The 24,400-nt window shown below is 70.8% G+C and carries 24 protein-coding genes and 2 pseudogenes; 18 read left to right on the top strand and 8 right to left on the bottom strand.

What is annotated here, in order from left to right; translation table 11 throughout:
* Window positions 1-11: 11 nt before the first annotated feature.
* Entirely contained in the window at window positions 12-539 is a 528-nt protein-coding gene (locus tag ABD811_RS00760) for a DUF4242 domain-containing protein (RefSeq protein WP_344939320.1), read from the bottom strand.
* Between the two features lie 113 nt (window positions 540-652).
* Here ABD811_RS00760 and ABD811_RS00755 point away from each other — a divergent pair, with 113 nt between their 5' ends.
* Together ABD811_RS00755 and ABD811_RS00750 are read left to right on the top strand one after the other, a co-directional pair.
* Entirely contained in the window at window positions 653-1,042 is a 390-nt protein-coding gene (locus ABD811_RS00755; protein WP_344939317.1) for an ArsR/SmtB family transcription factor, read from the top strand.
* Between the two features lie 404 nt (window positions 1,043-1,446).
* Window positions 1,447-2,181 (top strand): dienelactone hydrolase family protein, encoded by a 735-nt coding sequence (locus ABD811_RS00750; RefSeq protein ID WP_344939314.1) that lies wholly within the window; start codon window positions 1,447-1,449, stop codon window positions 2,179-2,181.
* Window positions 2,182-3,573: 1,392 nt separating this feature from the next.
* Here the strand turns inward: ABD811_RS00750 and ABD811_RS00745 are convergent.
* Window positions 3,574-4,290 (bottom strand): hypothetical protein, encoded by a 717-nt coding sequence (locus ABD811_RS00745; protein ID WP_344939311.1) that lies wholly within the window; start codon window positions 4,288-4,290, stop codon window positions 3,574-3,576.
* 812 nt (window positions 4,291-5,102) lie between these two features.
* Here ABD811_RS00745 and ABD811_RS00740 point away from each other — a divergent pair.
* Genes ABD811_RS00740 through ABD811_RS00725 form a run of 4 tightly spaced genes read left to right on the top strand, consistent with a single transcriptional unit; the run spans window position 5,103 to window position 9,524 of the window.
* Window positions 5,103-6,332: a four-carbon acid sugar kinase family protein gene (locus ABD811_RS00740; protein ID WP_344939308.1), complete on the top strand. Its 1,230-nt coding sequence runs from the start codon at window positions 5,103-5,105 to the stop codon at window positions 6,330-6,332.
* A complete protein-coding gene (gene pdxA / locus ABD811_RS00735; protein ID WP_344939305.1) occupies window positions 6,329-7,375 on the top strand; it encodes a 4-hydroxythreonine-4-phosphate dehydrogenase PdxA in 1,047 nt (348 codons plus the stop codon). The genes ABD811_RS00740 and pdxA overlap by 4 nt, the downstream gene beginning before the upstream one ends.
* 36 nt (window positions 7,376-7,411) lie before the next feature.
* Window positions 7,412-8,701 (top strand): MFS transporter, encoded by a 1,290-nt coding sequence (locus tag ABD811_RS00730; RefSeq protein WP_344939302.1) that lies wholly within the window; start codon window positions 7,412-7,414, stop codon window positions 8,699-8,701.
* 10 nt (window positions 8,702-8,711) lie between these two features.
* Window positions 8,712-9,524: a DeoR/GlpR family DNA-binding transcription regulator gene (locus ABD811_RS00725; RefSeq protein ID WP_344939299.1), complete on the top strand. Its 813-nt coding sequence runs from the start codon at window positions 8,712-8,714 to the stop codon at window positions 9,522-9,524.
* A gap of 551 nt (window positions 9,525-10,075) precedes the next feature.
* Here ABD811_RS00725 and ABD811_RS00720 read toward each other — a convergent pair.
* Window positions 10,076-10,219: a hypothetical protein gene (locus ABD811_RS00720; protein WP_344939296.1), complete on the bottom strand. Its 144-nt coding sequence runs from the start codon at window positions 10,217-10,219 to the stop codon at window positions 10,076-10,078.
* 565 nt (window positions 10,220-10,784) lie between these two features.
* On the opposite strand from ABD811_RS00720, the gene ABD811_RS00715 reads away from it, so the two are divergent.
* Together ABD811_RS00715 and ABD811_RS00710 are read left to right on the top strand one after the other, a co-directional pair.
* Window positions 10,785-11,633: an alpha/beta fold hydrolase gene (locus ABD811_RS00715; RefSeq protein ID WP_344939293.1), complete on the top strand. Its 849-nt coding sequence runs from the start codon at window positions 10,785-10,787 to the stop codon at window positions 11,631-11,633.
* Between the two features lie 21 nt (window positions 11,634-11,654).
* Window positions 11,655-11,891: pseudogene (locus ABD811_RS00710) on the top strand (hypothetical protein); the annotation flags it as partial.
* Window positions 11,892-11,999: 108 nt separating this feature from the next.
* Here the strand turns inward: ABD811_RS00710 and ABD811_RS00705 are convergent.
* Window positions 12,000-14,792: an ATP-binding protein gene (locus ABD811_RS00705; RefSeq protein ID WP_344939290.1), complete on the bottom strand. Its 2,793-nt coding sequence runs from the start codon at window positions 14,790-14,792 to the stop codon at window positions 12,000-12,002.
* Window positions 14,793-14,976: 184 nt separating this feature from the next.
* Here ABD811_RS00705 and ABD811_RS00700 point away from each other — a divergent pair, with 184 nt between their 5' ends.
* From ABD811_RS00700 to ABD811_RS00670, 9 genes and pseudogenes are all read left to right on the top strand, one after another.
* Window positions 14,977-15,333, top strand: coding sequence for a VOC family protein (locus tag ABD811_RS00700; protein ID WP_344939288.1), 357 nt, complete (start codon window positions 14,977-14,979; stop codon window positions 15,331-15,333).
* Between the two features lie 95 nt (window positions 15,334-15,428).
* Window positions 15,429-16,040, top strand: a complete 612-nt coding sequence (locus tag ABD811_RS00695; protein WP_344939285.1) for a glyoxalase — start codon at window positions 15,429-15,431, stop codon at window positions 16,038-16,040.
* A 374-nt stretch (window positions 16,041-16,414) separates the two neighbouring features.
* Window positions 16,415-17,587, top strand: coding sequence for an NAD(P)/FAD-dependent oxidoreductase (locus ABD811_RS00690; protein WP_344939282.1), 1,173 nt, complete (start codon window positions 16,415-16,417; stop codon window positions 17,585-17,587).
* A 77-nt stretch (window positions 17,588-17,664) separates the two neighbouring features.
* The gene (locus tag ABD811_RS00685) at window positions 17,665-18,474 is read left to right on the top strand and encodes a sigma factor-like helix-turn-helix DNA-binding protein (RefSeq protein WP_344939279.1); all 810 of its coding nucleotides are present in this window, start codon (window positions 17,665-17,667) and stop codon (window positions 18,472-18,474) included.
* A gap of 14 nt (window positions 18,475-18,488) precedes the next feature.
* On the top strand, window positions 18,489-18,737 hold the full coding sequence (locus ABD811_RS00680; RefSeq protein ID WP_344939276.1) for an FAD-dependent monooxygenase: 249 nt from the start codon (window positions 18,489-18,491) through the stop codon (window positions 18,735-18,737).
* Window positions 18,625-18,940: pseudogene (locus ABD811_RS43805) on the top strand (FAD-dependent monooxygenase); the annotation flags it as partial. The gene ABD811_RS00680 and the pseudogene ABD811_RS43805, both read left to right, overlap by 113 nt.
* Window positions 18,914-19,285, top strand: a complete 372-nt coding sequence (locus ABD811_RS43800) for a transposase (RefSeq protein ID WP_425549358.1) — start codon at window positions 18,914-18,916, stop codon at window positions 19,283-19,285. The pseudogene ABD811_RS43805 and the gene ABD811_RS43800, both read left to right, overlap by 27 nt.
* Window positions 19,222-19,917: a hypothetical protein gene (locus tag ABD811_RS00675; RefSeq protein ID WP_344939273.1), complete on the top strand. Its 696-nt coding sequence runs from the start codon at window positions 19,222-19,224 to the stop codon at window positions 19,915-19,917. The genes ABD811_RS43800 and ABD811_RS00675 overlap by 64 nt, the downstream gene beginning before the upstream one ends.
* A 3-nt stretch (window positions 19,918-19,920) precedes the next feature.
* Window positions 19,921-20,055, top strand: coding sequence for a hypothetical protein (locus tag ABD811_RS00670; protein WP_344939270.1), 135 nt, complete (start codon window positions 19,921-19,923; stop codon window positions 20,053-20,055).
* Window positions 20,056-20,343: 288 nt separating this feature from the next.
* Here the strand turns inward: ABD811_RS00670 and ABD811_RS00665 are convergent, their stop codons facing one another.
* The 4 genes from ABD811_RS00665 to ABD811_RS00650 all read right to left on the bottom strand — a co-directional run bounded on the left by ABD811_RS00665 (window position 20,344) and on the right by ABD811_RS00650 (window position 23,078).
* The gene (locus ABD811_RS00665) at window positions 20,344-20,778 is read right to left on the bottom strand and encodes a DUF6196 family protein (RefSeq protein ID WP_344939267.1); all 435 of its coding nucleotides are present in this window, start codon (window positions 20,776-20,778) and stop codon (window positions 20,344-20,346) included.
* Window positions 20,779-20,948: 170 nt separating this feature from the next.
* Entirely contained in the window at window positions 20,949-21,407 is a 459-nt protein-coding gene (locus tag ABD811_RS00660; protein WP_344939264.1) for a YybH family protein, read from the bottom strand.
* A 203-nt stretch (window positions 21,408-21,610) separates the two neighbouring features.
* The gene (locus ABD811_RS00655) at window positions 21,611-22,492 is read right to left on the bottom strand and encodes a tyrosine-type recombinase/integrase (RefSeq protein ID WP_344939261.1); all 882 of its coding nucleotides are present in this window, start codon (window positions 22,490-22,492) and stop codon (window positions 21,611-21,613) included.
* Window positions 22,493-22,685: 193 nt separating this feature from the next.
* On the bottom strand, window positions 22,686-23,078 hold the full coding sequence (locus ABD811_RS00650) for a cupin domain-containing protein (RefSeq protein WP_344939258.1): 393 nt from the start codon (window positions 23,076-23,078) through the stop codon (window positions 22,686-22,688).
* A 76-nt stretch (window positions 23,079-23,154) separates the two neighbouring features.
* Between ABD811_RS00650 and ABD811_RS00645 the strand changes: the two genes are divergently transcribed.
* Window positions 23,155-24,111, top strand: a complete 957-nt coding sequence (locus ABD811_RS00645; RefSeq protein ID WP_344941029.1) for a helix-turn-helix domain-containing protein — start codon at window positions 23,155-23,157, stop codon at window positions 24,109-24,111.
* The last annotated feature ends 289 nt before the right edge of the window (window positions 24,112-24,400 follow it).

Here is a 24,400-nt window from a genome sequence, read left to right as displayed (position 1 = left end):
GTCGCTCCCGCTCAGGAGCGCCGGTCGAGTTCGTGCAGCCGGTCGATGGGCGTGTCGACGGCCTTGCGTGCGCGTTCGACCGCCGCGGCGTCGGGCGCGTCGTAGATGCACAGGCACTTGCCCATGTCCTCACGCACGTAGGTGCGCAGGAACCTGGTCTCGGGGACCTCGGCGTACAGCGGCGCCTTCTCCGCCTTGCGAGCCAGGTAGCTGTCCATGCTGAGACCGGCCGGCAGGTCCCACTCCACGAGGTAGCCCGCCTGCCCGGCGTACGCCTTGACCTCCGCGAGGTCGGCGCCGACCAGGCGGACCTCGGCGATGTCGTCGAACACGATCCCCGCCCGCCGCAGCGCGTCGGCGACGGTGTCGGGGGCGGGCTCGTCGGCGATCAGGAACACGTGGTCGTGGCCGACGGGGACCTGGGCCTCGATCAGTTCCGCGCCGCCGGCGCGCAGGGCGTCGGCGGCGGCGAGGATGAGCCGGTCGGCGGCGGCGCGGGTGGCGTCCTCGACGGTGAACTCGACGAGCTGCAGAGCCATGAGATACCTACTAAATCTATCGGCATTGCTTAGTACGATGCTCACCGTACCTCATGCTCGCCCCGGAAAGTAAGGTGGGCGTCGTACCTCGACGAGGAGTGGACCCGCGCCCGATGACGACCGAGACGCCGCAGGACGCGCCGCCGCAGGCGCTCAGACATCCACGGCGGGAGGAACTCGACCTCACCGAGATCCTGTGCGCCCTGGCCGACCCCAACCGCCTGCGGGTGGTCGCCGCGCTGGTGGGGCAGCCGCCCGGAAGCGTCCGCCCGTACTCGTGGTTCGGCCTGCCCGTCGGCAAGGCCGGGCGCACCCACCACTTCCGGGTGCTCCGGGAGGCGGGACTGATCACGGTCGAGCAGTACGGGAATCGCACCGCCGTGAGCCTGCGCCGCGACGACATCGAGTCCCGCTTCCCCGGCCTGCTGTCCGCCATCCGCGCGGGCACGGCCCCGCGCGACACTCCCGGCGAGCCCGCAACGGCACAAGCCGAAGGCCTGTGAAACAACGCGCCCACGTCGGTGCCGGCACGGCGCACCCCCGCCGCGCCGACACCGCCGACGAAGCGGGGTCAGCCGGCGCGCGGCCTTGGCCGCGGTGTGGGAGGCGGTCAGGCCGCTATCGACGAGCAGCCCAAGCCAAGCGTGGCAGGCGTACCAGGACGACGGCCTGTACACCGACCGGCTGTACTCCGAGGTTGAGGAGGCTGCGGCCAGCGCTATGCTGTGCGGCGATGATTACCGGGACGGCATTGCGCCACACACGGATTGGTGACCCGGTGCTCTTCTGAGCGCCGTACGGGCCGGTGCGGCCCCGCTGTTCGATCGAGGATGTCGCGCTGTCGCGCGGGCTCCGCCTCCGTCGTGTTGATCATGAGCTCGACACATCAACCACGACAGGAGACGTCATGCCCACCAAGGCTCTGCAGATCCCCACCGCGGACGGTCAGGCCGATGCCTTCGCCGCCTTCCCCGACCGTGGCGATCGGCACCCCGGGGTGCTGATGTACGCGGACGGCTTCGGGATCCGGCCCGTACTGCGGGAGATGGCCTGCGAACTGGCCGGGCACGGGTACTACGTGCTCGTCCCCAACTTCTTCTACCGGCACGGCCCGGCGCCGGTGCTAGACCTTCCCGAGCACATCGGAGAAGAGCACCGGTCCACGGTCTTCGCCCAGTTGATGCCCATGATCGAGGAGCACACCGCCGAACGTGCGCTGAGCGACGCCGATGCCTACCTCAGGTTCCTCACCACCCAGCCCGAGGTCGCCGCCGGGCGGGTCGCGGTGACCGGCTACTGCATCGGCGGCCTCCTGGCGATGCGCACCGCCGCAGCCCACCCCGGCCAAGTGGCCGCCGTCGCCGCGTTCCATGCCCCCGCGGGCGCCGACGGGCCCGACAGCCTCTCCAAGATCACCGCTCAGGTCCACCTCGGCCATGCCGAAACCGACATCACACCCGAGGCCCTCGGCGAGCTCAACCAGGTCCTGGACGACGCGGGCGTCAGCTACACCTCCGAGATCTACCCCGGCACCGTCCACGGCTTCACCATGTCCGACACCGATGCCTTCGATCCCGCCGGCCTGCAGCGCCACTGGGACCGCCTGCTCCCTCTCCTGGGCCGCACTCTGGCCAGCAGTTAGGGGGCGCCTTCGATCCGTGGCCAGCCGGGTGCGGTCAATGATCGCCGAGCTGGGCGGTCATCGGCGGGTGGGGGGTGACGAGCTTCGGAACTGTGACTGTTGATCTGCGGCCCGGGAGGGTCTGCTGCCAGGCTCGGCGTCGGCATTTTCGGCATGACCCCAGTTGGAACTGGCGCCCGGCGGGCTGCCCTGTTTTCGAGATGCTCGGTTGCCCTGGTGTCGTCGGTGAAGTGCGTTCCCCAGAACGCGGCGGGCAACGCCAACGCAAGGACGATGACCGCCACACTGAACACGGTAACCCGGCCAGTCGTTGGCATTGGTCTGGAAGCGGGTCCGAGCATCCGGTACCGGATGGACGAACTGCCTGAGGTGATAGGCAGCGCGCCGGGCCCATCGGTCAGCCTCAGCTATATCCGCCCCTTTGTCGCCCAGCGCAGATACCTTGTGGCCGCCCCCTGAAGCTCTGCCACACGCTCTGAGAGGCCATCAACTCGCCAGAGCTGGGAAAGCTTCGCCGCGTTGCGCGGGCGGCGTGTCCGGAGTGAGCACGGCGTCGGCTGGTCACCAACTCGACGTCCAAAGTCCATGGCCTGTGCGGTCACGACGACGTGCGCCCGCCATCGTGACTCCTCGACACCATCGGCTTCGCCTTGATCGCGCACCTTGGCCGGGTGCCGCAAGCCTTTCCGTTCAGCCTGGCCTTGTGTGGGAGCTTTTCTCACTGCGTGCCGGTGTCGGGCTCCATAGGGGCGGGCTCGGCGTCGGCTTCACGCCCTTGCGAAGTGACTCGTCGGTGATGCGCCACTTCGCTCCCCCACATGGCTGTGGTGGCCCCAGCCTCGCAGTGCGTCCGTCAGGTGTCTGTGCGAGCAGGAAATCTCCGGATCTGGGTATGCGGTGCGGACGTTCGCAGTCGTCGCCGCCGCCAACTGGCCTGCTGCCGCCAGAGGGGATCTCCAGATGTTCTGTGTACAGTGGCCGGAATCCCTCATCAGCGTCGTAGTACACGACACGTACAGGGCTGCTGCTGTCATTGGTCACGGTGATGGCCGTCGAGGGGAAACCTTCGATCCGGCTCATCCCCAGCCACACGAAGAAGATGACGGTGGCGGGGACCGATAGAAGCAGCAGAACCCAAAGTATGGATCCAATGTCTTTCAGGGTCTGGTTCATGAGATTTTCTTGGTGATGGGGGCGGCCTCCGGAGGCTGTGCGCGCCTGCCGGGGGCCGTCGCTTGCCGGGCTTGGGGCAGATACTAGCGATTCGCTTTGAAGACGTCAGTCAGCTGACTTGCCGACGGAGTGCGGGTTGGCGTTGATGATCACCAGGGTGGCCATGGTGCATTCGCCCCCGAGTTGCACATCGAACAAACCGACCCGGTCGGGCTTCACTCAAGGCTGGTCCGGGCCGCGCCGTTTGTCGATCTTTTCCCAGGTGACGAGGGTGGCCACGATGTCCCCGGGCCGCTGATGGACGGTGAGGTCGACCTGGAGCACATGGGGATCCATATTCGAGGGCGCGATCAGGTCGATGTAGTAGGTGTCACCCCCGTTGACCGTGACTTCTCCACTTGCCAGGCCGCTGTCATCGAGGATGGTCGTGCTGCGGTAGGGGCGGTGGAGGTCAGTGGCACCGTCCGCCGTCCTCGGATCAACGGACAGGTGGACGCGGCACCATTGTAGAATGTCGGGGTTCTGGTAACGCCATCCGTGGCGGCGAAGATTTTCAGCTCCTTCTCCCAGTCGGTACCGCGGCTGCTGGCCGTTGCGTAGCAGCCACGCCCGCAGTGGGACGAAATCGAACTGTGCCGTGTGGAAGAGTTCCTGCCGCGGCAGGTAGTACGGTCCTGCTTTCTCCCCGAGGTAGATGCTCGGGACGCCGATGATCGCGGTTGGATTGGCGAGCCCGGCGGTGGCACTCACGAACGGGTGGCCGATGTACACATCGACGTCGTCGGGGATCTTGTAGCCCATCGTTCCGGTGTAGTAGGCCCAGGCGTGGTCCAGCGACGCCGAAATCTTCTCGACCTTGTCAGGGATGCGGTTGCCGTTGCACATGAGCGAGAGTGTCACCGGCTGAACGTCGTTCCGTTCGATGAGCGTCGTCAACGTGCTGCTCAGCCGGCTGGCTCCTGCGGTGCGTCCGTGATCCCGTTGCGTTCGGCGACCTTGATGCGGATCCACGCCTGGCGCCAATGTTCACGTTCTGCCTCGTCGACGCCGCAGCCCTCAAGGAGGCCAGCAAAGCCTCGACGTTGGGCGGGGGCTCCCGCTTGGTCAGCGTGTTGAAAGTTGAGGGTACGTACCGATGACGGGCCCGTTCGGCCATCAGGCGGTAGGGCGGCTCTCTCTTCCACACCCGGTAGGTGGCGGCCAGGTCCAGCAACGGCCGTGCGGTGGTGGCCGTCGCCGGATCGGGCTCGCGCACGTGTTCGCCGCGGTTCGCCGGTTCCGTGTCCGGATGCAAACCGTGCTCACCGGCACCGTCACCACCGCTGTTACAGCACCCTTCAAGGAGGCCGTCGCGGGCGCCGGGACAGGAGTCACGGCATGCGGTCGGGGCCGTGGCCTGCGAGGCGATGCGCTCGGCCCGGGCCTGCTCGATGGAGGGGGTGGGGGACGCCACCAGGGTGGCGCCTCCGGCATGGGGGATCTCCTTCTCTGAATCCGGCTCGACCTCACTTGCTTCCGGTCCTGCCGGGGCCCTGCGTTGTGGTGTCCCGCATGGCGCCATGCCCGGTGTTCCGTGTCGTGCGGCCCGGTCGGCCAGGCGTGATCCTGCCACCGGACGGAAGTTGCGCGGATTGAGCAACTATCCAGACTCTTGACAGCGTCTACCTGGTGATCGCATGCTGACGGGACGGAAAGTAGGTGTTTCGAGCACATTCAATGCGCTTGAAATGAGCAACTAGGCGGGAGTCGTGGCGGAGGTCCTGGTCGTCGCCGACGACCTCACCGGAAGCAACGCGACAGGTGCGCTGTTCGCCCGGCAGGGCATGCGTGCCGTCACGGTCAGCGACGTCTGCCACGGGCGGCGGCACGGAGCCGCGGCCGACGTGGTGGTGGTCAACACCGCGAGCAGGCACCACCCCGCCGGACGCGCCCGTGCCATGGTCGCCGAGGTCGCCCGGGCACTCGGCGGGGACGTGCGGCTCCTGGTCAAACGGGTCGACACCACCCTGCGCGGCAATGTCGGCGCCGAACTGACCGGAATGCTCGAGGTGCTGCGCGCCAGAGCGCCGCACGCGCGGGCGCTGTGCGTGCCCGCCTTCCCCAGCGCGGGCCGCACCACGGTCGGTGGCGTCCACCTGGTCGACGGGGTTCCGCTCACCGAGACCGACGCCGCGCGCGACCCGCTCAGCCCGATCGCCGCGTCCCGCGTCGCCACCCTGCTGCGCGCACAGACCGCGCTCGGCGTGGGGGAGATCGCCCTCGACATCGTGCAGGCCGGGCAGGAGGCACTGGTGCGCGCGATGCGGGCCGACCGGTCCGACGTGCTGGTGTGCGACGCGGTCACCCCTGGGCACGTGTCCGCGTTGGCGCGCGCGGCGGCGGCCACGGGCGAGACCTGGCTGTCGGTCGACTCCGGTCCGTTCGGCGCCGCGCTCGCCGCCGAGCTGGGCATCGGCGGCACGCCCAGGCCGATCCTCGTGGTCGCCGGCAGCGTCACCGCCCGCACCACCGAGCAACTGCGGGAGGCCGAGCAGATCCTGGGCGCCCGCCTGTGCGAAGTGACCGCGCTCGACGAGGACGCCCTGACCGTTCAGGTCATGAGGCTGCTGGACGACGGCGCCACCGTGGCCGGACTGCGCATGGTCCCCGCCGAGTTCGACCCGGCGCTGGCCGAGCGCATCCCGCGCGTTCTGGCCGCGGTCGCCCGCAACGTCGTGGACTCCGGACGCGTGGGCGGAGTGTACGCGACGGGCGGGGACGTGTCGGTCGCCGTGGTCGACGCCCTGGGCGCCGAGGGCCTGGCCGTCGACGCCGAGGTGCAGCCTCTGGCCGTCGCCGGACGGCTGGTCGGCGGTCCCTGCGCGGGGTTCCCGTTCGCCGCCAAGGGCGGTCTCATCGGCGACCGGCAGGCGGCCGTCGACTGCGTCGAGCACCTGCGGATGATCACTGTTCACGACGAAAGAGAGGTCCAGCGATGACCCCGGACGCCACGTCCGAGACCAGGCCGCTGCTCGCCGTCACCCTCGGCGACCCGGCCGGTATCGGTCCCGAGATCACCGCGCGTACCCTGGCCGACCCCGCGTCGGTGCGCGCCGCGCGCGGGCTGGCCGTCGGTGACGCGGCCGTGCTGGACCGCGCCGCCCGTGTCTGCGGCCTCGACGTGGAGATCAACGCGGTCTCCGACCCGGGGCAGGCGCGTTTCGCCGAGGGGGTGATCGACGTGCTCGACCTCGGCATCGCCGGCGCCGACCTGGAATGGGGCAAGGTCGACGCCACCGCGGGACGCGCGGCGATCGCCGCGATCGAGACCGCCACCCGGCTGGCCCTCGACGGCGCCGCCGACGCGATCGTCACCGCCCCCATCAACAAGGAGGCGATCTGGGCCGCCGGATCCAAGCACCTCGGCCACACCGAGATGCTCGGCGAGCTGACCGGCTCAACCCGGCACAACACCATGTTCGTCGTCCGCGGCCTGAAGATCTTCTTCACCACCCGGCACATGTCGCTGCGGGACGCGCTGGACAGGCTCAGCGCGCGGGTCGTCGAGGAGGCGATCGGCGAGGCCTACACCGCGCTGCGCGTGTTCGGCGACGACGGCCGGGCGCCGCGGCTGGCGGTCGCCGCCGTCAACCCGCACGGCGGCGAGAACGGCAACTTCGGCGATGAGGAGATCGTGTCGATCGCCCCCGCGGTGGAGGCCGCCCGCGCCGCGGGCCTGGACGTCACCGGCCCCGTCCCCGCCGACTCGGTGTTCCACCAGGGCCTCCAGGGCCGCTACGACGGCGTCCTGTCGCAGTTCCACGACCAGGGTCACATTCCCGCCAAGACCGTCGATTTCGACGGCACCGTCTCGGTGACCGTCGGCCTGCCGATCCTGCGCACCTCCGTGGACCACGGCACCGCCTTCGACATCGCCGGTACCGGCACGGCCTCGCCCGGCACCATGGCCGCCGCGTTCCGCACCGCCGTCGAGTTCGCCCCCTACGCCGACCGCATCCGCGCCGAATACGCCCCCCGCTGACCGTCCCGGCCCCCGCGAGCGGAAGGACCACCCCCGATGACCACCGCCGCCACTGTTCCCGCCCGCCGCTGGACGTACGTGATCCCCGTCGCCGCGATCATGTACATGCTGGCCTACCTGGACCGCAACAACGTCTCGATCATCCTGCCGTACATGGACGAGGACTTCCCGCTGTCCGGCAGCGCCAAGGGCATGGCCGGCGGGATCTTCTTCGTCGGCTACATGTTCCTGCAGATCCCCGCCGCGGTCCTGGCGGCGCGGTGGAGCGCCCGCAAGACGGTGTTCATCCTGATGATCGCGTGGGGCCTGGCCGCCATGGCGTGCGGCCTGGTGCGCAGCGAGACGCAGCTGTACGTGGCGCGGTTCGTCCTCGGCGTGTTCGAGGGCGGCGTGTGGCCCGCCGTGCTCATCCTGCTGGCGTCCTGGTTCCCGCTGCGCGAACGGGCGCGGGCCAACGCGCTGTGGATGGCGTGCCTGCCGATCTCCTCGATCCTCATGGCGCCCCTGTCCGGCTGGATGCTCGACCACTTGGACTGGCGCACGGTGTTCGTCGCCCAGGGGCTGCCGCCGCTGGTCTGGGCCGTGGTGTGGTGGTTCGCCATCGCCGACCGGCCGTCGCAGGCGCGCTGGGTGTCGCCCGAGGAACGCGCCCACGTGGAGGGGGCGCTGGCCGAGGACGAGGCCGCCAAGCCGTCGGCCGGGCAGGCCGGCTACGGGCAGACGCTGCGCGACCGCCGCGTCCAGTTGCTGGTGCTGGTGTACTTCTGCTGGATCACCGGGTTCTACGGCTTCAACCTGTGGCTGCCCAGCGTGATCAAGTCGATGACCGGGGACGCGTCGGCCACCGCCGTCGGGTGGCTGACCGCCGTGCCCTACACCGTCGCGCTGGCGGCCATGCTCTACAACGCCGCCCGCTCCGACCGCACCGGCAACCGCCGCGCCGCCGTCGCGGTCCCCCAGGTCGTGGCGATCGCCGGGCTGCTGGCCGGGCAGCTGGTGCACGGCGGCATCGCGCAGATGGCGCTGCTGTGCGTGGTCGCCGCGGGCGTCTACGCGCCGTACGGGCCGTTCTGGGCGATGCCCGCGCAGGTGCTGCGGTTCGAGGTCATCGCCGTGGCCATGGGGTTGATCAACGCGCTGGGCAACCTGGGCGGCTTCATGGGCCCCTACCTGGTCGGGTGGCTGACCGACCTGACCGGCTCGCAAGACGCCGGATTCGTCGCGCTGGCCGGGTTCCTGGCCGCCGGTGCGGCGGTGTCCTGGTTCTGCCTGCGCCCGGCGTCCCCCGTCGGGGATCATGCGGTTGCCGCACAACGGACCGCCTGATGGGGGAGTGGTGACCGCACGACGCAGGCCCAGGGCACAGACCGCCGAACGCCGGGACTCACTGGTACGGGAGGTCCGGGCGGGCAACGGCAACATCCACGAGCTGGCCCGCCGCTTCGGGGTGTCCACCTCCACCGTCCGCCGCGACCTGCGGGAACTGGAACTGTCCGGAGAGATCACCCGCACCTACGGCGGAGCGGTGGGCGGCCCGCAGGAGCTGCCGCTGCGGGACAAGGAGCACGGCCGCCGACGGGAGAAGGAGGCCATCGCCGCCGTCGCCGCCGACCTGGTCGACACCGGCGACGTGGTGCTGCTGGACGCCGGATCCACCACCGCGCGGCTGGCCCGGCGGCTGCGCGACCGCACCGGCATCACCGTGGTCGCCGCCGGGCTCAACGCCATCGCGCTGCTGGCCGAGGCGCCCGGCGTGGAACTGATCGTCCTCGGCGGGCGGGTCCGCCACCCCGGCGAGGGGGTGGTCGGCCCGTTCGCCGAGGAACAGCTGCGCTGGATCGGCCCCGACAAGGTGTTCCTGGGCGCCGACGGTGTGACCGCCCGCGGTTTGTGCTGCCCGTCCCCCGAACAGGCCCGCCTCAAGCACGCGATGCTGCACGCGGGGCGCGCCACCTACGTACTCGCCGACCACAGCAAGATCGGCGCGGAGCCGTTCGCCTACTGGACACCACTCGACCGCCCGCACACCCTGATCGTCGACGCGGCCGCCCGCCCCGCCGACCTGGAGCCCCTGCCCGGCACAGCCCTGCTCGCCCCGCCGGACGATCAGACCGACCAGCCAGGGCGGCACCCCAGATCAGAACCGTGACCTGGGCATCGCGGACGAAGAACGCACACCTTCACCTCGCCGCCTCGACGGCCGGGAACCTGCGTGAGCGGCCCGGACGGGCATCTGCCGGAACCGTCATCGGGACATCGCTCGGCACCGAGACGGCCATTCGCTCAGCGCGACGGTCTGCTCACGGTCGTCGGGGAGCCAGGCGGGCGGGGATCATGGTCAGAGCGAGACCGATGACCAGGCCGTACAGCGGGTGACCGGGCCCGGCGATCCCGCTGCTGATCAGCAGTGCGGTGGCCGCCGCCGGTGCGTGATGGGCGCGCAGGATCGGTCAGCGCGGTGCCGAGAGCCGAGGCCGCGACGTGGTCGAATCCGGCATGACCGCGGTTGGGCCACCGGTGGTTGGAGCCACAGCCCGAATGCCGCCAGGTATGCCAGGCCGAACCCGACCGCGACCCCGTGGCCGATGGCGGCGTTCCGGACCCGTGCGGTGACGTGATTCGGGTACCCCAGCATCAGGTAGGCGGTGGGGCCGATCGTGCCGGTCACCAGGATCAGTGTGCGCAGCCAGTCGGGGATGCCTACGGCTGCCGTTGCAGCCAGGCCAGGTAGCGGGCGATGCCGTCGGCGACGGTGATGGCGGGCCGCCAGTGCAGGGCGGCGGTCATGCGGGTGATGTCGGTGCGGGCGCCGAGCCGGTCGTGGGCGCTGGCGGCCCCGGTCACGATGCGGCCGTTGGGGATGTGGGATCCGATGATCTCGGCGACGTCTCGGACCGAGGTGACCTCGGTCGCGGTCGCCGGTGCCGGGCCCGTAGACGTGGGCCGAGGACAGCAACACCAGCCGCCGCAGCCGCCCACCGCCGTTGCCCGCGACATCGGCGGCGGCGCGCAGGGTGTGGACGCTGTGCACGATGGCGGTGAAGGCGACGTCGGATCCGTGTGGTCGCCGGAGGTGAGCGGTCGAACGCCGCACCTCCACGCTGACCGTCCAGGCTCGCGCCGGCGACGGAACCGCCGACCGCACGCTGCGAGACCGCGCCGCCGCCGTTGCGGCTACCGCCCGGGCCGAGGAGCAGATGCCCGCGCGTGCAGCTCGCCAGGGCCGCACCCGACGCCCAGGCCGCACGTGCCCGCCTCGCCGAGCTGGTGCCGCTGGCGGACACGTCTCGAACTGATCACCTGCGGCCGACGACCATGGCTTCAAGCCAGTCATAAACTTCCTGAGGGCGCGGTGAAGCTGGTTCGCAGCGTGTCCGAGGCCGCCCGCCGATGCCTGGGGAGCTCTGAGGTGACGTGGTCAGAACGGGTGGTCGTCCGGGACGGTGTTCGCCTCTTCTGCCGCGACTGGGGCGGAACCGGGCCGCCTCTGCTACTGCTGCACGGACTGGCCGGCCACGCGGGTGAGTGGGACCTGCTCGCGCAGCGATTGACTCCCCGATATCGGGTCGTCGCAGTCGATCAGCGTGGGCACGGTGCCGCCGAGCGCCGCCCTCAAGACGTCTCCCGCGCCGCCTACGTCGCCGATGCCATCGCGGTCGTCGACCAGTTGGCGCTGCACAAACCCGTGCTGGTGGGGCAGTCGTTGGGCGGGCACACGGCCATGCTGGTCGCCGCCGCCCGTCTCGAACTCCCTCGGGCGCTTGTGCTCATCGAGGCCGGTCCGGGCGATCCGACTCCCAACGCGCCCGCAGACATCGGCGCCTGGCTCGACTCGTGGCCGATTCCGTTTCCCTCCCGAGCGTCGGCCGCCGAGTTCTTCGGTGGCGGCCCGGTCGGTGAGGCATGGGCGGCCGGACTGGAGAAACGCGACACCGGATGGTGGCCCCGCTTCGACCGGGATGTGATGGTCGACTCGCTGGCGGAGACCGCCCGGCGTTCGTTCTGGCACGAGTGGAGCCAGATCAGCTGCCCCACCCTGCTCATCCTGGCCGAAGCGAGCTTCCTACCGGCTCAAGAAGCCGAACAGATGCTTCGCATCCGACCCGCCACCGTCGCCATGAGCATTCCGCACACAGGCCACGACCTGCACCTGCAACGGCCCGACACCCTGCACACCGTGCTCTTGGAGTTCCTCAACGGCCTCCCACCTCACCAACCTGCCGGCAGCACCTCGCCCACAGCCACGCGCCGTTACTGATTCTCCTCAACGTCACCGACTCACGCTGCGGCTCTGGCACCGAGGCTGTGGTACGGGATGCCCGCCTACGCGTTGGACGGCAAGGTCGTCTGCTTCTTCCAGAGCGCGGCGAAGTTCAAGGCGCGCTACGCGACGCTGGGGTTCAACCCGGCCCGCCTGGACGACGGCGCGATGTGGCCGACCGCGTTCGCCCTTACCGAGGTGACGCCCGGGGGCGAGGCGCGGATCGCCGCGCTGGTGAAGCAGGCGGTGAGCTGAGACCCGCACTGGTGAACGTTCGGGTGCGTCAGGTCGGCGGGGCGAGATCGGCTCCGCTGACGCCCCGGGGGCCGTGCTGCTCGCCCTGTCGGGTGCCTTGTGGTGCGGCTACCGGACGGCCTGAGGCGCGAGGCCGAGGTCGGCGAGCGCGGCCTGGCCGGCGGCGGCATGCTCGCCCCCGGCGAGCACCAGCGTGCGCGCCGACTGGTAGCGGCAGCCGGCGGCGTCGAAGGCGTCTGTCGTGGCGAGCAGCCGTTGCCGGTCACGGTCGAGCAGTGCTTCGGCACGTTCCACGATGGCACTGGCGACCGGGTTTCCGGACGTGATGGTCCGGGCATCGGCCAGGCGGCCGCGCGCGTCGGGGCTTCCGGCGAGCACGGTGGCCTCCGCGCGCAGTGCCACGTACCAGTGGAGCCAGATCCAGGTGACCCATTTCCACACCTCGCTGGGCTCGGGAGCCATCCGCTCCAGCGCCTGCGGTGCCTGCCCGTGGTGGAGCAGGAGCATCGCGTCGAAGACCGCCCCGTAGCCGTAGGTGTGGTCCGGTGGGGTGCCGAGCTGATCCAGGAACGTCCTCCATTCCCGCTGGGCGTCGTGGTCGTCGCGGAGGTTGTGGATCATCGCCACGGCGGCGGCCGCCGGGCCGAGGGCTGATGCGGCGGGGCTGCCGGCCCGCCGCCACGCGTCGAGGAACCGGACGCTGCCGGTGAGCACCTGGTCGACGTTGCCCGCCAGCGCGTCGGCGACCAGCAGCCAGCTCATGGCGCGGTGGCCGACCTCGGCCAGCAGCGGATGATCCGCGAGTTGTCGGGCCCACCGGCGGGCCCCCGGCAGGTCGCCGGTGCCGAGGCTGGCCTCGGCGGCCTCGCCGAGCGCCTCGATCAGTTCGTGGGTGGCGGCCGGGGTGTTCGGTGCGGACGACAGCAGCGTGATCCGGCGCCGGGCCGTGGCGGCAGCGGCGAAGGTGTCACCGGCCCAGCTCAGGGCGCCGGTCAGCACATCGAGCGCGGCGGATTCGGCGAGTGGATCTCCCGTGCGGTGGGTCAGTTCGACGGCCCGTTCGGCGCGCGCGATTGTCTCTGGTACGCAGTTGTCGGGTTGGCCCTGGGCGGCCCCGACCGCGTCGTCGAGCGCCCGTCCGGCCTCGGCCAACGCCACCGCCGCCTGTGCCGCCGTGTCCTGATCGGCCAGTTTCCGCGCCTGGGTGATGAGCGCGGCCGTCTCCTGCGGTGGCAGCTTCCGCGCGAACTTGCCCAGGAACCGGTACGCGTTGGTGGCGATGGTCGCCAGGTCGCGGGCGGCGTCGGCGGTGTCCCCGGCGCGGCGGGCGGCTTCGGCGGTGGCGCGCTGCAGGCGGTACATGTCATCCCCGCGCATCCGGCAGCCGGCCACGGCCGCGGCATGCCGGAGCATCGACGCGGTGGCGGCGGGGTCGTCGGCGAGCGCGGCGGCCTGCTCGTACCGTTGCTGGGACTCGCCGATCAGGTTGCGGGTGAAGGTCAGCTCCGCCAAGTGCTGGGCGAGGCGGCAGGCGTCCGTGCGCTGCTCCGGTTCCTGTGCCGCCCATGCCAGGGCGGCGCGGAGGTCGTCGGCCACCAGGTCGAACCGGGCCCGCCAGTCCTGGCGTACCGCTGCCGGATCGGCCACTGCCAGAGCGGCGGCCTGGGCCAGGCACCAGTGCAGGTGCCGGGATCGGACCTCGACCAACTCATCGGCCTCGGTGAGCCGCTCGATCCCATACTGGCGAATGGTCTCCAGCGCCCGGTACGTGGTCCCGCCCGGGGACGCCGTCACCACCAGCAGGCTCTGTTCGGCGAGTCGGGCCAGCCCGTCGGCGGCGACGCCTTCCTCGGCCCCGGCGATCTTCGCCGCCGCGCGGGCCGTGAACGGCGCCGCGAACACCGCCATCTGGCGAAGCAGCGCCCGGTCGGCCGGCTCCAGCAGGGCATAGCTCCAGTCCAGCGCCGCCCGCACCGAGCGGTGCCGGTCATCGGCGCGGGAACCGCCGGTGAGCATCCGGAGCGGATGGGACAGGGCGGCGGTGATGCCATCGAGCCCGAGCGTGGGATACCGGGCGGCGGCCAGCTCGATCGCCAGCGCCATCCCGTCCAGCCGTTCGCAGATCGCCGCGATCTGATCGAACAGCGGAGGATCCAGCGGCCAGCCGACCGCCGCCGCCCGTTCCCTGAACAGCGCGACCGCGTCGGACTCGCCATCGACGGCCAGCGACAGCGGCGGGACCGGATACACCCGTTCGAACGGCACCATCAGCCGGGCCCGGCTGGTCGCCAGCACCGTCAGCCGAGGGCAGTTCGCCAGCAGCCGCTCGAGCAACAGGGCCACCCCGTCCCGTACCTGCTCGCAGTTGTCCAGCACCAGCAGCGCGTGGCGGTCGGTCAGCGCGGCGACCACGGACTCGGTCATGTCGCGGCCGGGCTGCTCGCCGAGGCCGACCGCGTCGGCGACCGCACTCGCGATCATGTTCGGGTCGGTGACCGGAGCCAGGTCGACGAACCACACCCCGTCGGGGAACTCGTCGGCCATCTCCGCGGCCACCGCCAACGCCAGCCGGGTCTTGCCCACTCCGCCGGGACCGATCGCGGTCACCTGGCGATGCGCCTTGATCGTCTCGGTGAGCTGGGCCCGCTCTCGCGCCCGGCCGATGAACGAGGTCAGCGGGGCGGGCAGAACCGGTGCCGGCTGGGACGGGCCAGCGCCGGACGGCTCGGGCGCACGCTGGGCGAGCGCTCGCCGATCCGGCACCTCCAGCTTGCGCAGCAGCGAGGAGACATGGCTCTCCACGGTACGCACCGAGATGACCAGCCGTGCCGCGATCTCGGCGTTGCTGAGTCGGGCCCCGACCAGCTCCAGCACCTCGGCCTCACGAGGCGAAATCTCCACTGCTGTTACCACTGTCATAGTTTGCCGCATCTTTTCCATGCGCATTCACGGCGACTGCCGTGCGCGATCCGTGCCGTCGATCCGTGGGCGGCTCCGTGGTCACCACGGATGCGGATCGGCCGGGCCGGAAGAAAAGCTGTGCACATGCACTGGGTCGATGCGACCCACGACCAGAGGAGTGACCATGACCGGCTCGCCCACCCAGGGAATCAAGACCGTGCTGCATCCCGTGTCCGACCTGGCGAAGGCCAAGGCGGTGTACGCGGCCCTGCTCGGCATCTCGCCGCAGACTGACTCGTCCTACTACGTCGGATTCGAGGCCGAGGGCCAGCACATCGGGCTGGTCCCGGGCGGTGGCCCGCAGGGCATGACCTCGCCGGTGGCCTACTGGCACGTAGCAGACATCGAGGCGAAGCTGGCCGAGCTGACCGCCGCGGGGGCCGCCGTGAAGGAGGCCGCGCACGAGGTCGGCGGCGGCCGCCTGGTCGCCACCGTCACCGACCCTGACGGCAACGTCCTCGGACTTCTGCAAGACCGATAAGCGCCGGCCTGCCCTGCCACATCCGCTTGTCCTGCCATGCCCGCCGTGTGCTGGCCGCCGACACCACAACGACCCACCTCCCGAATGGACCTGCCATGACCTCCTTCGAATCCGTCACCCTGGAAGTTCCCGACCCCACGGCCGCCGACGCCTTCTACCAGGCCTTCGGCCTGGACCCTTACGTGAAGGTACGCGCCTCCGATGCGCCGACGACCGGCTTCCGCGGGTTCGCGCTGTCGCTCGTGGCATCCCAGCCGGGCAACGTCGACGCCCTCATCGGCGCCGCCCTCGACGCCGGCGCCACGACGCTGAAGCCGGTCACCAAGGGGTTCTGGGGCTACGGCGGCGTCGTCCGCGCCCCGGACGGGACGATCTGCAAGATCGCCACCTCGAAGAAGAAGGACACCGGCCCCGCCGCCCAACGAATCGACCAGGTCGCGCTTCTGCTGGGAGTGGCGGACGTCAAGGCGAGCAAGCGGTTCTACCTCGACCGCGGTCTGGCCGTGGCGAAGAGCTACGGCGGCAAGTACGTCGAGTTCGACACTCCGTCGTCGCCTGTCACGCTGGCGCTCTATCCGCGCCGTGCCCTCGCCAAGGACACCGGCATCTCCCCGGAGGGCACCGGATCGCACCGCATCGCGATCGGCAGCACTACCGGGCCCTTCACCGACCCCGACGGGTTCGTCTGGGAGGCCGCATCCGCCTGAGACGCGCGGCGGGGCGACCTCGACGGCATCACCACACCCATGTAGAGGCCTGTGGTGTTGCGTTGCCCGCGATTCCGCGGGCAACGCAACGAGCCGCCAGCCACCGGCTGCAACGCCCGGTATGTCACCGCCGTGTTCTCTGCCACCCGCTTGAGCGGCAGGCCGTCAGGGGGCACAGGTCCGCCCCTGGGTCACCCAGAAGGTGCGCGCTTCGGCACCTGCGGGTTTCCCGGCTGGAGGGTGGCACGGTCGGCGGGCGTTCGTGGTCGTATTTCGGTTGGTATGGGTGGTCTTGTCGCTCTGTGCTCTTGGGGTGGTGATGCAAGTCACTTCGCGTCCTGTCACTTCCGGTGATCGGCGGGTGTCCTGAGGGCATGATCGGACACAGCACACCCCACAAGGTCGTGGTCATCGGCGGCGGTTACGCCGGAACGCTCGCGGCCAACCGCCTGCGGACGCGCCCCGACGTCGAGGTAACCCTGGTCAACCCGCGCCCGGAGTTCGTCGAACGCATCCGGCTGCACCAGTTCGTGGCCCGCACCGGTGACGCCACGATCGACTACCGAGCACTGCTCGGCGAGGGCGTCCGGCTGGTCGTCGACAGCGCCACGCGCATCGACACGGCCGCCCGCACCGTGCGGCTGGCGTCGGGCGGCGCGCTGGACTACGACTACGTCGTCTACGCGGTCGGCAGCACCGCGGCGACACCGTCGTCGGTGCCCGGCGCGGCCGAGTTCGCGTTCGACATCGCCGAGCTCGAGTCCGCGCAGCGGTTGCGCGCCCGGCTGGACGAGTTGCCCCCCCAAGCCCCGGTCACTGTGGTCGGCGGTGGGCTGACCGGCGTCGAGACGGCCGCCGAACTGGCCGAACGAGGACGCCCCGTCACGCTGGTGTGCGGCCGGACCCTGGCCCCCTACCTGAGCGCGCGGGGCCGCCGGTACGTCGCCAGGTGGCTGACCCGGCACGGTGTCGCCGTGCTCGAAGCGGTCCAGGTGACCGAGGTCCGGCCCGACACGATCACCCTCTCCGACGGTTCCGCGCGCCCTAGCGAACTCACCGTCTGGACGGCCGGTTTCGGCGTGCCGGAGCTGGCGGCGGCGAGCGGGCTGCGCACCGACGTGCTCGGCCGGTTGCTCACCGACGAGACGCTGACCAGCGTCGACGACGACCGCATCGTCGCGGCGGGCGACGCCGCCGCGCCATCGGGACACCCGTTGCGGATGAGCGGCTATGCCGCCGGGCCGCTCGGGGCGCAGGCGGCCGATACCGTGCTGAGCCGCATCGCGGGGACCGAGCCGGCGCTCATCGACCTGGCCTTCACCGGGGCGTGCGTCAGCCTGGGACGCCGCGCGGGCGTCCGGCAGCTCGCCCGCCGGGACGACACCGCGGTGGACCTGTACATCGGCGGCCGCATGGGTGCGTTGATCAAGGAGGTGACCTGCCGGTTCGTGGTGGCGAAGAGGATCCGCGGCGAGGCCCGCAAGCCGGGTTCCATGAGCTGGCCCAAGGGCGGCCCGCGCCCGGCCGCACGGGCGGTCGCCTCATGAGCGCCGACGAGCACGCCGAGCGGTTCACCCTGCTGCGGCCGCTGCTGTTCACGATCGTCTACTAGATCCTCGGCTCGGTGACCGAGTCCGACGACGTGCTGCAGGACAGCTATCTGCGGTGGGCCGAGGTGGACCTCGCGACCGTGCGGGACACCAAGTCGTACCTGGCGAAGCTGGTGACCCGCCAGGCGCTCAACGCCCTGCGGGCCGGCGCGCGCCGTCGCGAGGACTACGTCGGCTCGTGGCTGCCCGAGCCGCTGCTGCTGGCGGAGGACGACGCCTCGTCCGACGTGGTCCTCGCCGAGTCGGTGTCGATGGCGATGCTGGTGCTGCTGGAGACGCTCACCCCCGACGAGCGCGCGGTGTTCGTGCTGCGCGAGGTGTTCGGCTTCGGCCACCACGACATCGCCGCGGCGGTGGGCAGGCCCGTGCCGACGGTGCGCCAGATGGCGCGCCGCGCCCGCGGGCACGTGCAGGCGCGGCGCAGGCGTTTCGCACCGGCCGACGCGGCGACGACCGCGCGGATCACCGAGCGGTTCATGACCGCGGCGACCACCGGCGACCTGGCGGGGCTGCTCTCGCTGCTCGCCCCGGACGTCGTCTGGACCGCCGACAGCGGCGGCAAGACCACCGCGGCACGCCGTCCGGTGGTCGGCGCGGAGAAGGTGGCCGCGGTCCTGCTCAGCATGTTCCGCCAGGGACGGTTGGGGGACCTGCGGATCCAGACGGCCAACTGCAACAACATGCCCGCGATGATCCTCAGCGGCGAACGCTTGGAGGGCGTTTTCCTGATCGAGATCGTCGAGGAGCGGATCACCGGCTTCTACGCCATCCGCAACCCCGACAAGCTGCTCGCGGTGACGACCCCACGCCAGATCAGCCGGTAGCGGAGGAACCGACCATGACCGATGTGCAGATAGTGATCGCCGGGCCGGGACCGACGGGGCTGATGCTCGCGTGCGAGCTGGGGCTCGCCGGGGGCGATGTGCTGGCACTCGAACGTCTTCCCAAGCCCCGGACGGTGGAGTCACGGGCCAGTGGCCGGCACGTCCGCACGATGGAGACGCTCGACCAGCGGGGTCCTGCTCGACCGGTTCCTGAAACGCGGACGGCGCAGGCAGGGCGACCACTTCTCCGGCCTTCCGCTTGACGTGTCCGAAATCGCGACCCGGCATCCGTACGTTCTCGTCATCGTGCAGTCCGAGGTGGAACGGCTGCTGACAGAGCACGTGGCGGAGGTCGGGGCGCGGTTGCGGCGCGGCGCCGAGGTAGCCGTGTTCACCCAGGACGAAACGGGTGTCACGGTGGAGCTCGGACGGGAAGCGCATCCGGGCAGACCATCTCGTCGGCTGCGACGGCGGCCGCAGCACCGTACGCGGGCTCGCAGGCATCGGGCACGCTGGGCAAGGTCGGCAACTGCCAGGTCGGGGTGAGCGTGCACGCGGTCACCGCGCCGCCCCGGCCGCGCTGAACGGGCGCCTGTTCATCCCGGCCGGGTGGGATGATGCGTGCGCGGACGAGCCCGCCGCGGCCGAGGAGACCCAGCGCAAGCGTGCTCGGTGCGGTGTCCCCGGCACCGAGCGCAGCCGCCCCACGTGGCAGATGGCGTTGGAGATGCTTGACGAGCCGGCACAGTGGGGGGCACCGCCACGTCCCCCTGGTCGCCGCCGCTCACCTTCCTCACCACATTTCGGCTGACCAGCCCACAAGCAGCCGTCTGCCTGGTCGCGTCGGCGGCCGCGGCGTGCGGCGGGGAGCGGCGGCTGCGGCTCGCGACCACGCCGCTGCCGATACAGCCGAGCGGGTTGGCCGTCGGAGGGGACGTCCAGGCGCGGGCCACGGATGTCGCCGTGGTGCGCATCACCAAGGGCCGGCTAGGGCAGATCGCCGACGCCTGCCGCGCGGCGACGGATCTTCCGCAGGTGGGCGGCGCCTGCGCGAACATCATCCAAACGACGTTGAAGGAGAACGCCGGCACCGAGTGCCACCCGCAGCAGGACACATGTGTCTGGGCCAGGGGCGCGCCTCCGGGAGCCACCTCGACCGGCGGCGCTCAGGTACGGAGGTATTTCGAGGTTACCGACCCCAGGTGCGGCCCTGACCGCGTGTGCATGTGCGTCGGCGTGACGAAGACCGATGTGTGGGACGAGATCATCGGGCCCGCGCGGCGAACCGCCGAGCCCGAGGGGCCGACCGGGCTCGCGGGGTCGCCCCGCACGTCATCGACGACGGCGACCTCAGCGCCACCGGAGGACACGACCGCCCCCGCGCCCAGTCCGGACGAGCCCGGCACGAACGGGCCCGGCACGACGGACGAAGAAAGCCCCTGATCGGTGGCCGCCGACGAGGCCGGGCTGGAGACTCGAGGGGGCGGCCCGCTGCTGGGATTCGCTTCGCGGGTGCTGGCGCCCGCCGGCGTGCTCACCGCGGAGCTGTACGGATTCGGGTATCCCTTCCGGTGGCGTTGACGCCGCTCAACACCAATCAGCGGCTTCATCACATGGCCGCGCACCGGTACGCCTGGGAGATCAAGGAGGCGGCCGCGATGATGGCCCGCGCGCAGAAGGTGCCCCGGCTGGAACGGTGCCGCATCGATGGCGAGTACCGGCCCGCGCGGCACGGCCGCCGTGGACGAGGTATCCGTCGTACAAGGCCGCGATCGACGGGCTGGTCTTGGCCGGCGGGGTCGACGATGACGGCCACACGCGGGTGGACATCGTTGATGTTGATGGACCAATGTCGGCCGGGGCCATAGGTCAGCCGGCGCGCAGTGCCTTAACGACGGCGATGGCTTCGTCGAGCAGGTCGATCGGACAACCCCAATGGTCATAGATGCCGCCGCGGGCACGGTTGCTCCCGCAGATGACGAATACCCCGGTCCCCAGCCTCACCTTGAGTTGGCCGGCCAGCCAGCCGACGAACCCGCTGTTGTCGAGCTCGGCTGGGAAGTGAAAGGAGAAGATCCCGAAGTGTTCGATATGTTCGTGCTCTTGGGTCAGTGGGACCAGACGGCTCCAGCTCTGGTCGTCGCGGACCACGGCCAGTGTGTCGCTGGTGAGCACCGGCGGCTGGTCGACGGGGAACTCTTCGAAGCACCAGACGCCGTCGTGCACGAGGACGTCGGCCTGGGCGATCACACGGCGCAGACGCTCTTCGGTCTGTTCCGGCGTCTCCATACTGACACTGACCATTGGTGATATCTCCTCTGTGGTCTGCTCCAGGCCCTACGGTTGATCACCGCATTGCATGCGCGCAGCACAACCCCGGCACGGCGCCGGCCCGGACAACACCGTCGCTCAATCGCTGATTCCTGGAAGTGCGCCGTCGGTGCCTACGGTGCTGAAGATCGTTTTATATGACGCTACCGTTGTTGATGTTCGTAGAAGGCGCGGACGCGGGCAGCCTGACCGTGCTGGTTGAGTTCGACGACGTCGAGCACGCGGTTGCCGTTCTCCCGCCGGTAAAGCAACGCATAGCCGCCAGGGCCGGGCAGCAGCGCTTCCTCGGTAAAGGACAGGTCCGGAGCCAGTTCCAACCCAAGCTCAAAGTGCCTGCGCAGTTCGGTCCTGCCGTGCAATCGGCCATCGTGCCGGCCCCAGCGACGCGCCACTGTGGAGGCGGCGAAGTCGACGTCGTCGGCGTAGCAAGCCATGATCGCGTCGAGGTCGCGCGCCTTCCACGCCGCCAGCCAGGCGTCGGCATGGGCTCGAAGATCCATCGCCTCCACTATCCCTTCTTGCTCAGGTGGCTCGACGTCGCCCGCAACCTCGGCGAACCCGAACATCGTCGCCGGACAACGAAGCCTGTGCTCGGACGGCATCCCGGACGGCCTGCCCGGCGGCGCCTGGACTGGCGGCCGAGTGCGCCGATGACGTCCAGGCCCTCGCCGGCGCCCTGGTGGCCGAGGCCGACGCCGACCACTACCGCGACGACGCCACCGCCGTCATCCTGTAACCCTTGACCGCCCTTCAGATGCCCGCGCCCTCGGCCTTCACCCGGCCGGGGGGCTCGCGTTTTTGACGGTTATCCACCTCCGGAGAGACCTCTGTCCGACGCGGCCTGGCAGCCGCGCCGCAAGCCTTTCTCGGGGTGCCGACATCTTCCGCCCGGCCGGGCGGCGACACCGGCGGCCAGGGCCTGGCCGAGGTCGTAGGCGGGCGAGCGGTCCAGGGATTCGCGGGCCTGGTCGTAGCGGCGGGTGGTGCGCGGGTCGGCGTGGCCGAGGAAGTCCTGCACCACGTGCAACGGGTGACCGCGGTCCAGCAGCAGCGTGGCCACGCTGTGGCGCAGCGAGTGCGGCGACAGCTGGTCGGCGACGTCGATCCCGGCGACCGCGGCGACGCGGCGCAGGAGGCGGAACACCGCGGGCTGGTCCAGGGGGCGACCGGTGCGGGTGGCGAACAGAGGCGCGTCCGGGTCCAGGGCCGCGGTCGGCGCACCGGGGGCGCATTCGGCCAGGTAGCGGTGCAGGGCGCCGCAGGCGAACGGGGGCAGCACGAAACGCCTGGTGCGGCCGCCCTTGACCGGCAGGTCCAGGGCGGCGTGCCCGCGGTCGCGGCCGTAGCCGCTCACGGTGGTGCCGGTCCGCCAGGCGCACCGGGGGCGGGTATGGATCGCGCTGGGGGACCGGTCGTGGGCCGAGTACGCCACCGCCGAGCTGGGCGTCTCGCGCGCCCAGGCGTACCGGCTGGTGGACATGGCCACGACCGCCGACCAGCTCACCGCGGTCGCTGCGGACCTGCAGCCGTCTCTCGCAGGAGACGCCGGGCTGTCGGGCCGGGCGCTGCGGGAGGTCCGCGGCCGCGTCGCCGCGCCGTCGGCGGCCTGCCGGTCGGCCTTGGCCTGTGCCTGGCAATCCTCGCTGAAGTGCTCCTTCTTGCGGCTGGGGCCGGGAGTGATGGCCACCCGGTGGGGGGCAGTCGGGGCGCTTGCACGGCCGGGTCCGGCGCGGTTCGGCGTCGTCGTTGGCGACGTCTGTGCCACGAGGCCTCCGGTGTTCAGTTCTTCTTGGTCGATGAACCCAACTACCGGCGGCCTCACTACTCATCGATCGCGACACGCCGACATCCCGGGCACCGGCCGGACTTCGAAACAGGCCCTACTGGTCAAGTGGCCGCCCGACGGTTGCGTCGACATGGTGCGGCACGTCCTCATGCCGGTCGCCGACGCTCAACGTCCCGGTCGGCTCGAACATGAGGATTGACGCCCCGCTCGGAGCGGACGGCTTGTGCTCGCCCCCGCGGGGGACGACGAACACCGCGCCCTTGGGAAGCGTCACGGCGCGTTCACCTTGGTCGTCGCGGAGCGCGATGGTCAGTTCGCCGTCGAGCACCAGAAAGAACTCGTCGGTGTCGTCGTGGGCGTGCCAGACATGGTCCCCGGCGACCTTGGCGACGCGGACGTCGTAGTCGTTCACCTGCGAGACGATGCGCGGGCTCCAAAGGTCGGTGAAGGAGGCCAGCGCGGAGCGCAGATCGATCGGTTCGTTCATCTGCCCACTCTCTCGGTTGGGCCCAGCCCAGCGTGAGTGCTAGGAATCGCATATGGCGCAAGGATCCTCGCACCACGTGGTCATGATCGTCGATGAGGGCTCGAACCCGTTCGAGTTGGGCGTCGCGACCGAGCTGTTCGGCCTGCGCCGACCCGAGCTGGGCATACCGTGGTACGACTTCACGCTCTGCGCCCCGGGCCCGGTGGTGATGCACGCGGGCATGTTCACGATGTCGGGGATCCCCGGGCTGGAGGCGGTCGAACGGGCCGACACCGTGATCGTTCCCAATCGTCCCGACCCCGAGAATGCCCCTGCCGAGCCGGTCCTCGCCGCGATCCGGGAGGCCGCCGCCCGGGGCGCACGGCTCGTGAGCTTCTGCACAGGCGCGTTCACCCTGGCAGCCGCCGGCGTGCTCGACGGCCGCCCGGCGACCACGCACTGGCGCTGGGCCGATCTCTTTCAGTCGCGCTTCCCGTCAGTGCGGCTCGAACCTGATGTGCTGTTCGTGGACGACGGTGATGTGCTGACGGCGGCGGGCAGTGCCGCCGCGCTCGACCTGGGCCTGCACATTGTGCGCCGCGATCACGGTGCGGAGATCGCCAACGCCGTCGGCCGCCGGCTGGTCTTCGCCGGGCACCGCGACGGCGGCCAGCGGCAGTTCGTCGAACGTCCCGTCCCCGCGATCCCGGACACCTCGCTGGCGCCCGTTCTGGCCTGGGCCCAGGAACGGCTCGATCTGCCGCTGACCGTCGCCGATCTGGCCGCCCGCGCCGCGACCAGCGCTGCCACGCTGCATCGCCGTTTCCAAGCCGAACTCGGCACCACCCCGCTGGCCTGGCTTACCGCCGAGCGGGTCGCGCTGGCGTGCAGGCTCATCGAGAAAGGCGAACTCCGGCTGGAGGCCGTCGCGCGCGCCAGCGGCCTGGGCACCCCCGCCAACCTGCGCACCCAGGTGCGCCGCCACACCGGCCTCACCCCGTCCGCCTACCGGGCCCGCTTCGCCCACGCTGAACGCGCAGCCACGCCGCCCTGAACGCCACTACGGAAGGCCGCTGGGGCCGGCGGCGTGGCAGGCGGTGTTCCGCCGGGCCGATGAGCGGTGCGCACGGTTGGGGTTGGAGATCGAGGCGTCACCGCATACATTGCGGCACACCTTCGCCGTGCACATGCTGGGGCTGCTGCTGCGGCAGACCGTGCGGGTCCTGCAACGAGACGACCGCGACAGCCTGTCGGGAGGGCATGTCTTGGAATCATGCGGTAGTGATCAGAGGTGGGTGCCAGCTCTCTGTTGATAAGCGTGACTGAAGTGTTTGGCAGCAAAG

Source organism: Actinomadura miaoliensis, assembly GCF_039536785.1.
Taxonomy (GTDB): Bacteria; Actinomycetota; Actinomycetes; order Streptosporangiales; family Streptosporangiaceae; genus Spirillospora; species Spirillospora miaoliensis.
Note: the sequence above shows the minus strand (reverse complement) of the source record. Positions and strands in the feature narration are given on the sequence as shown.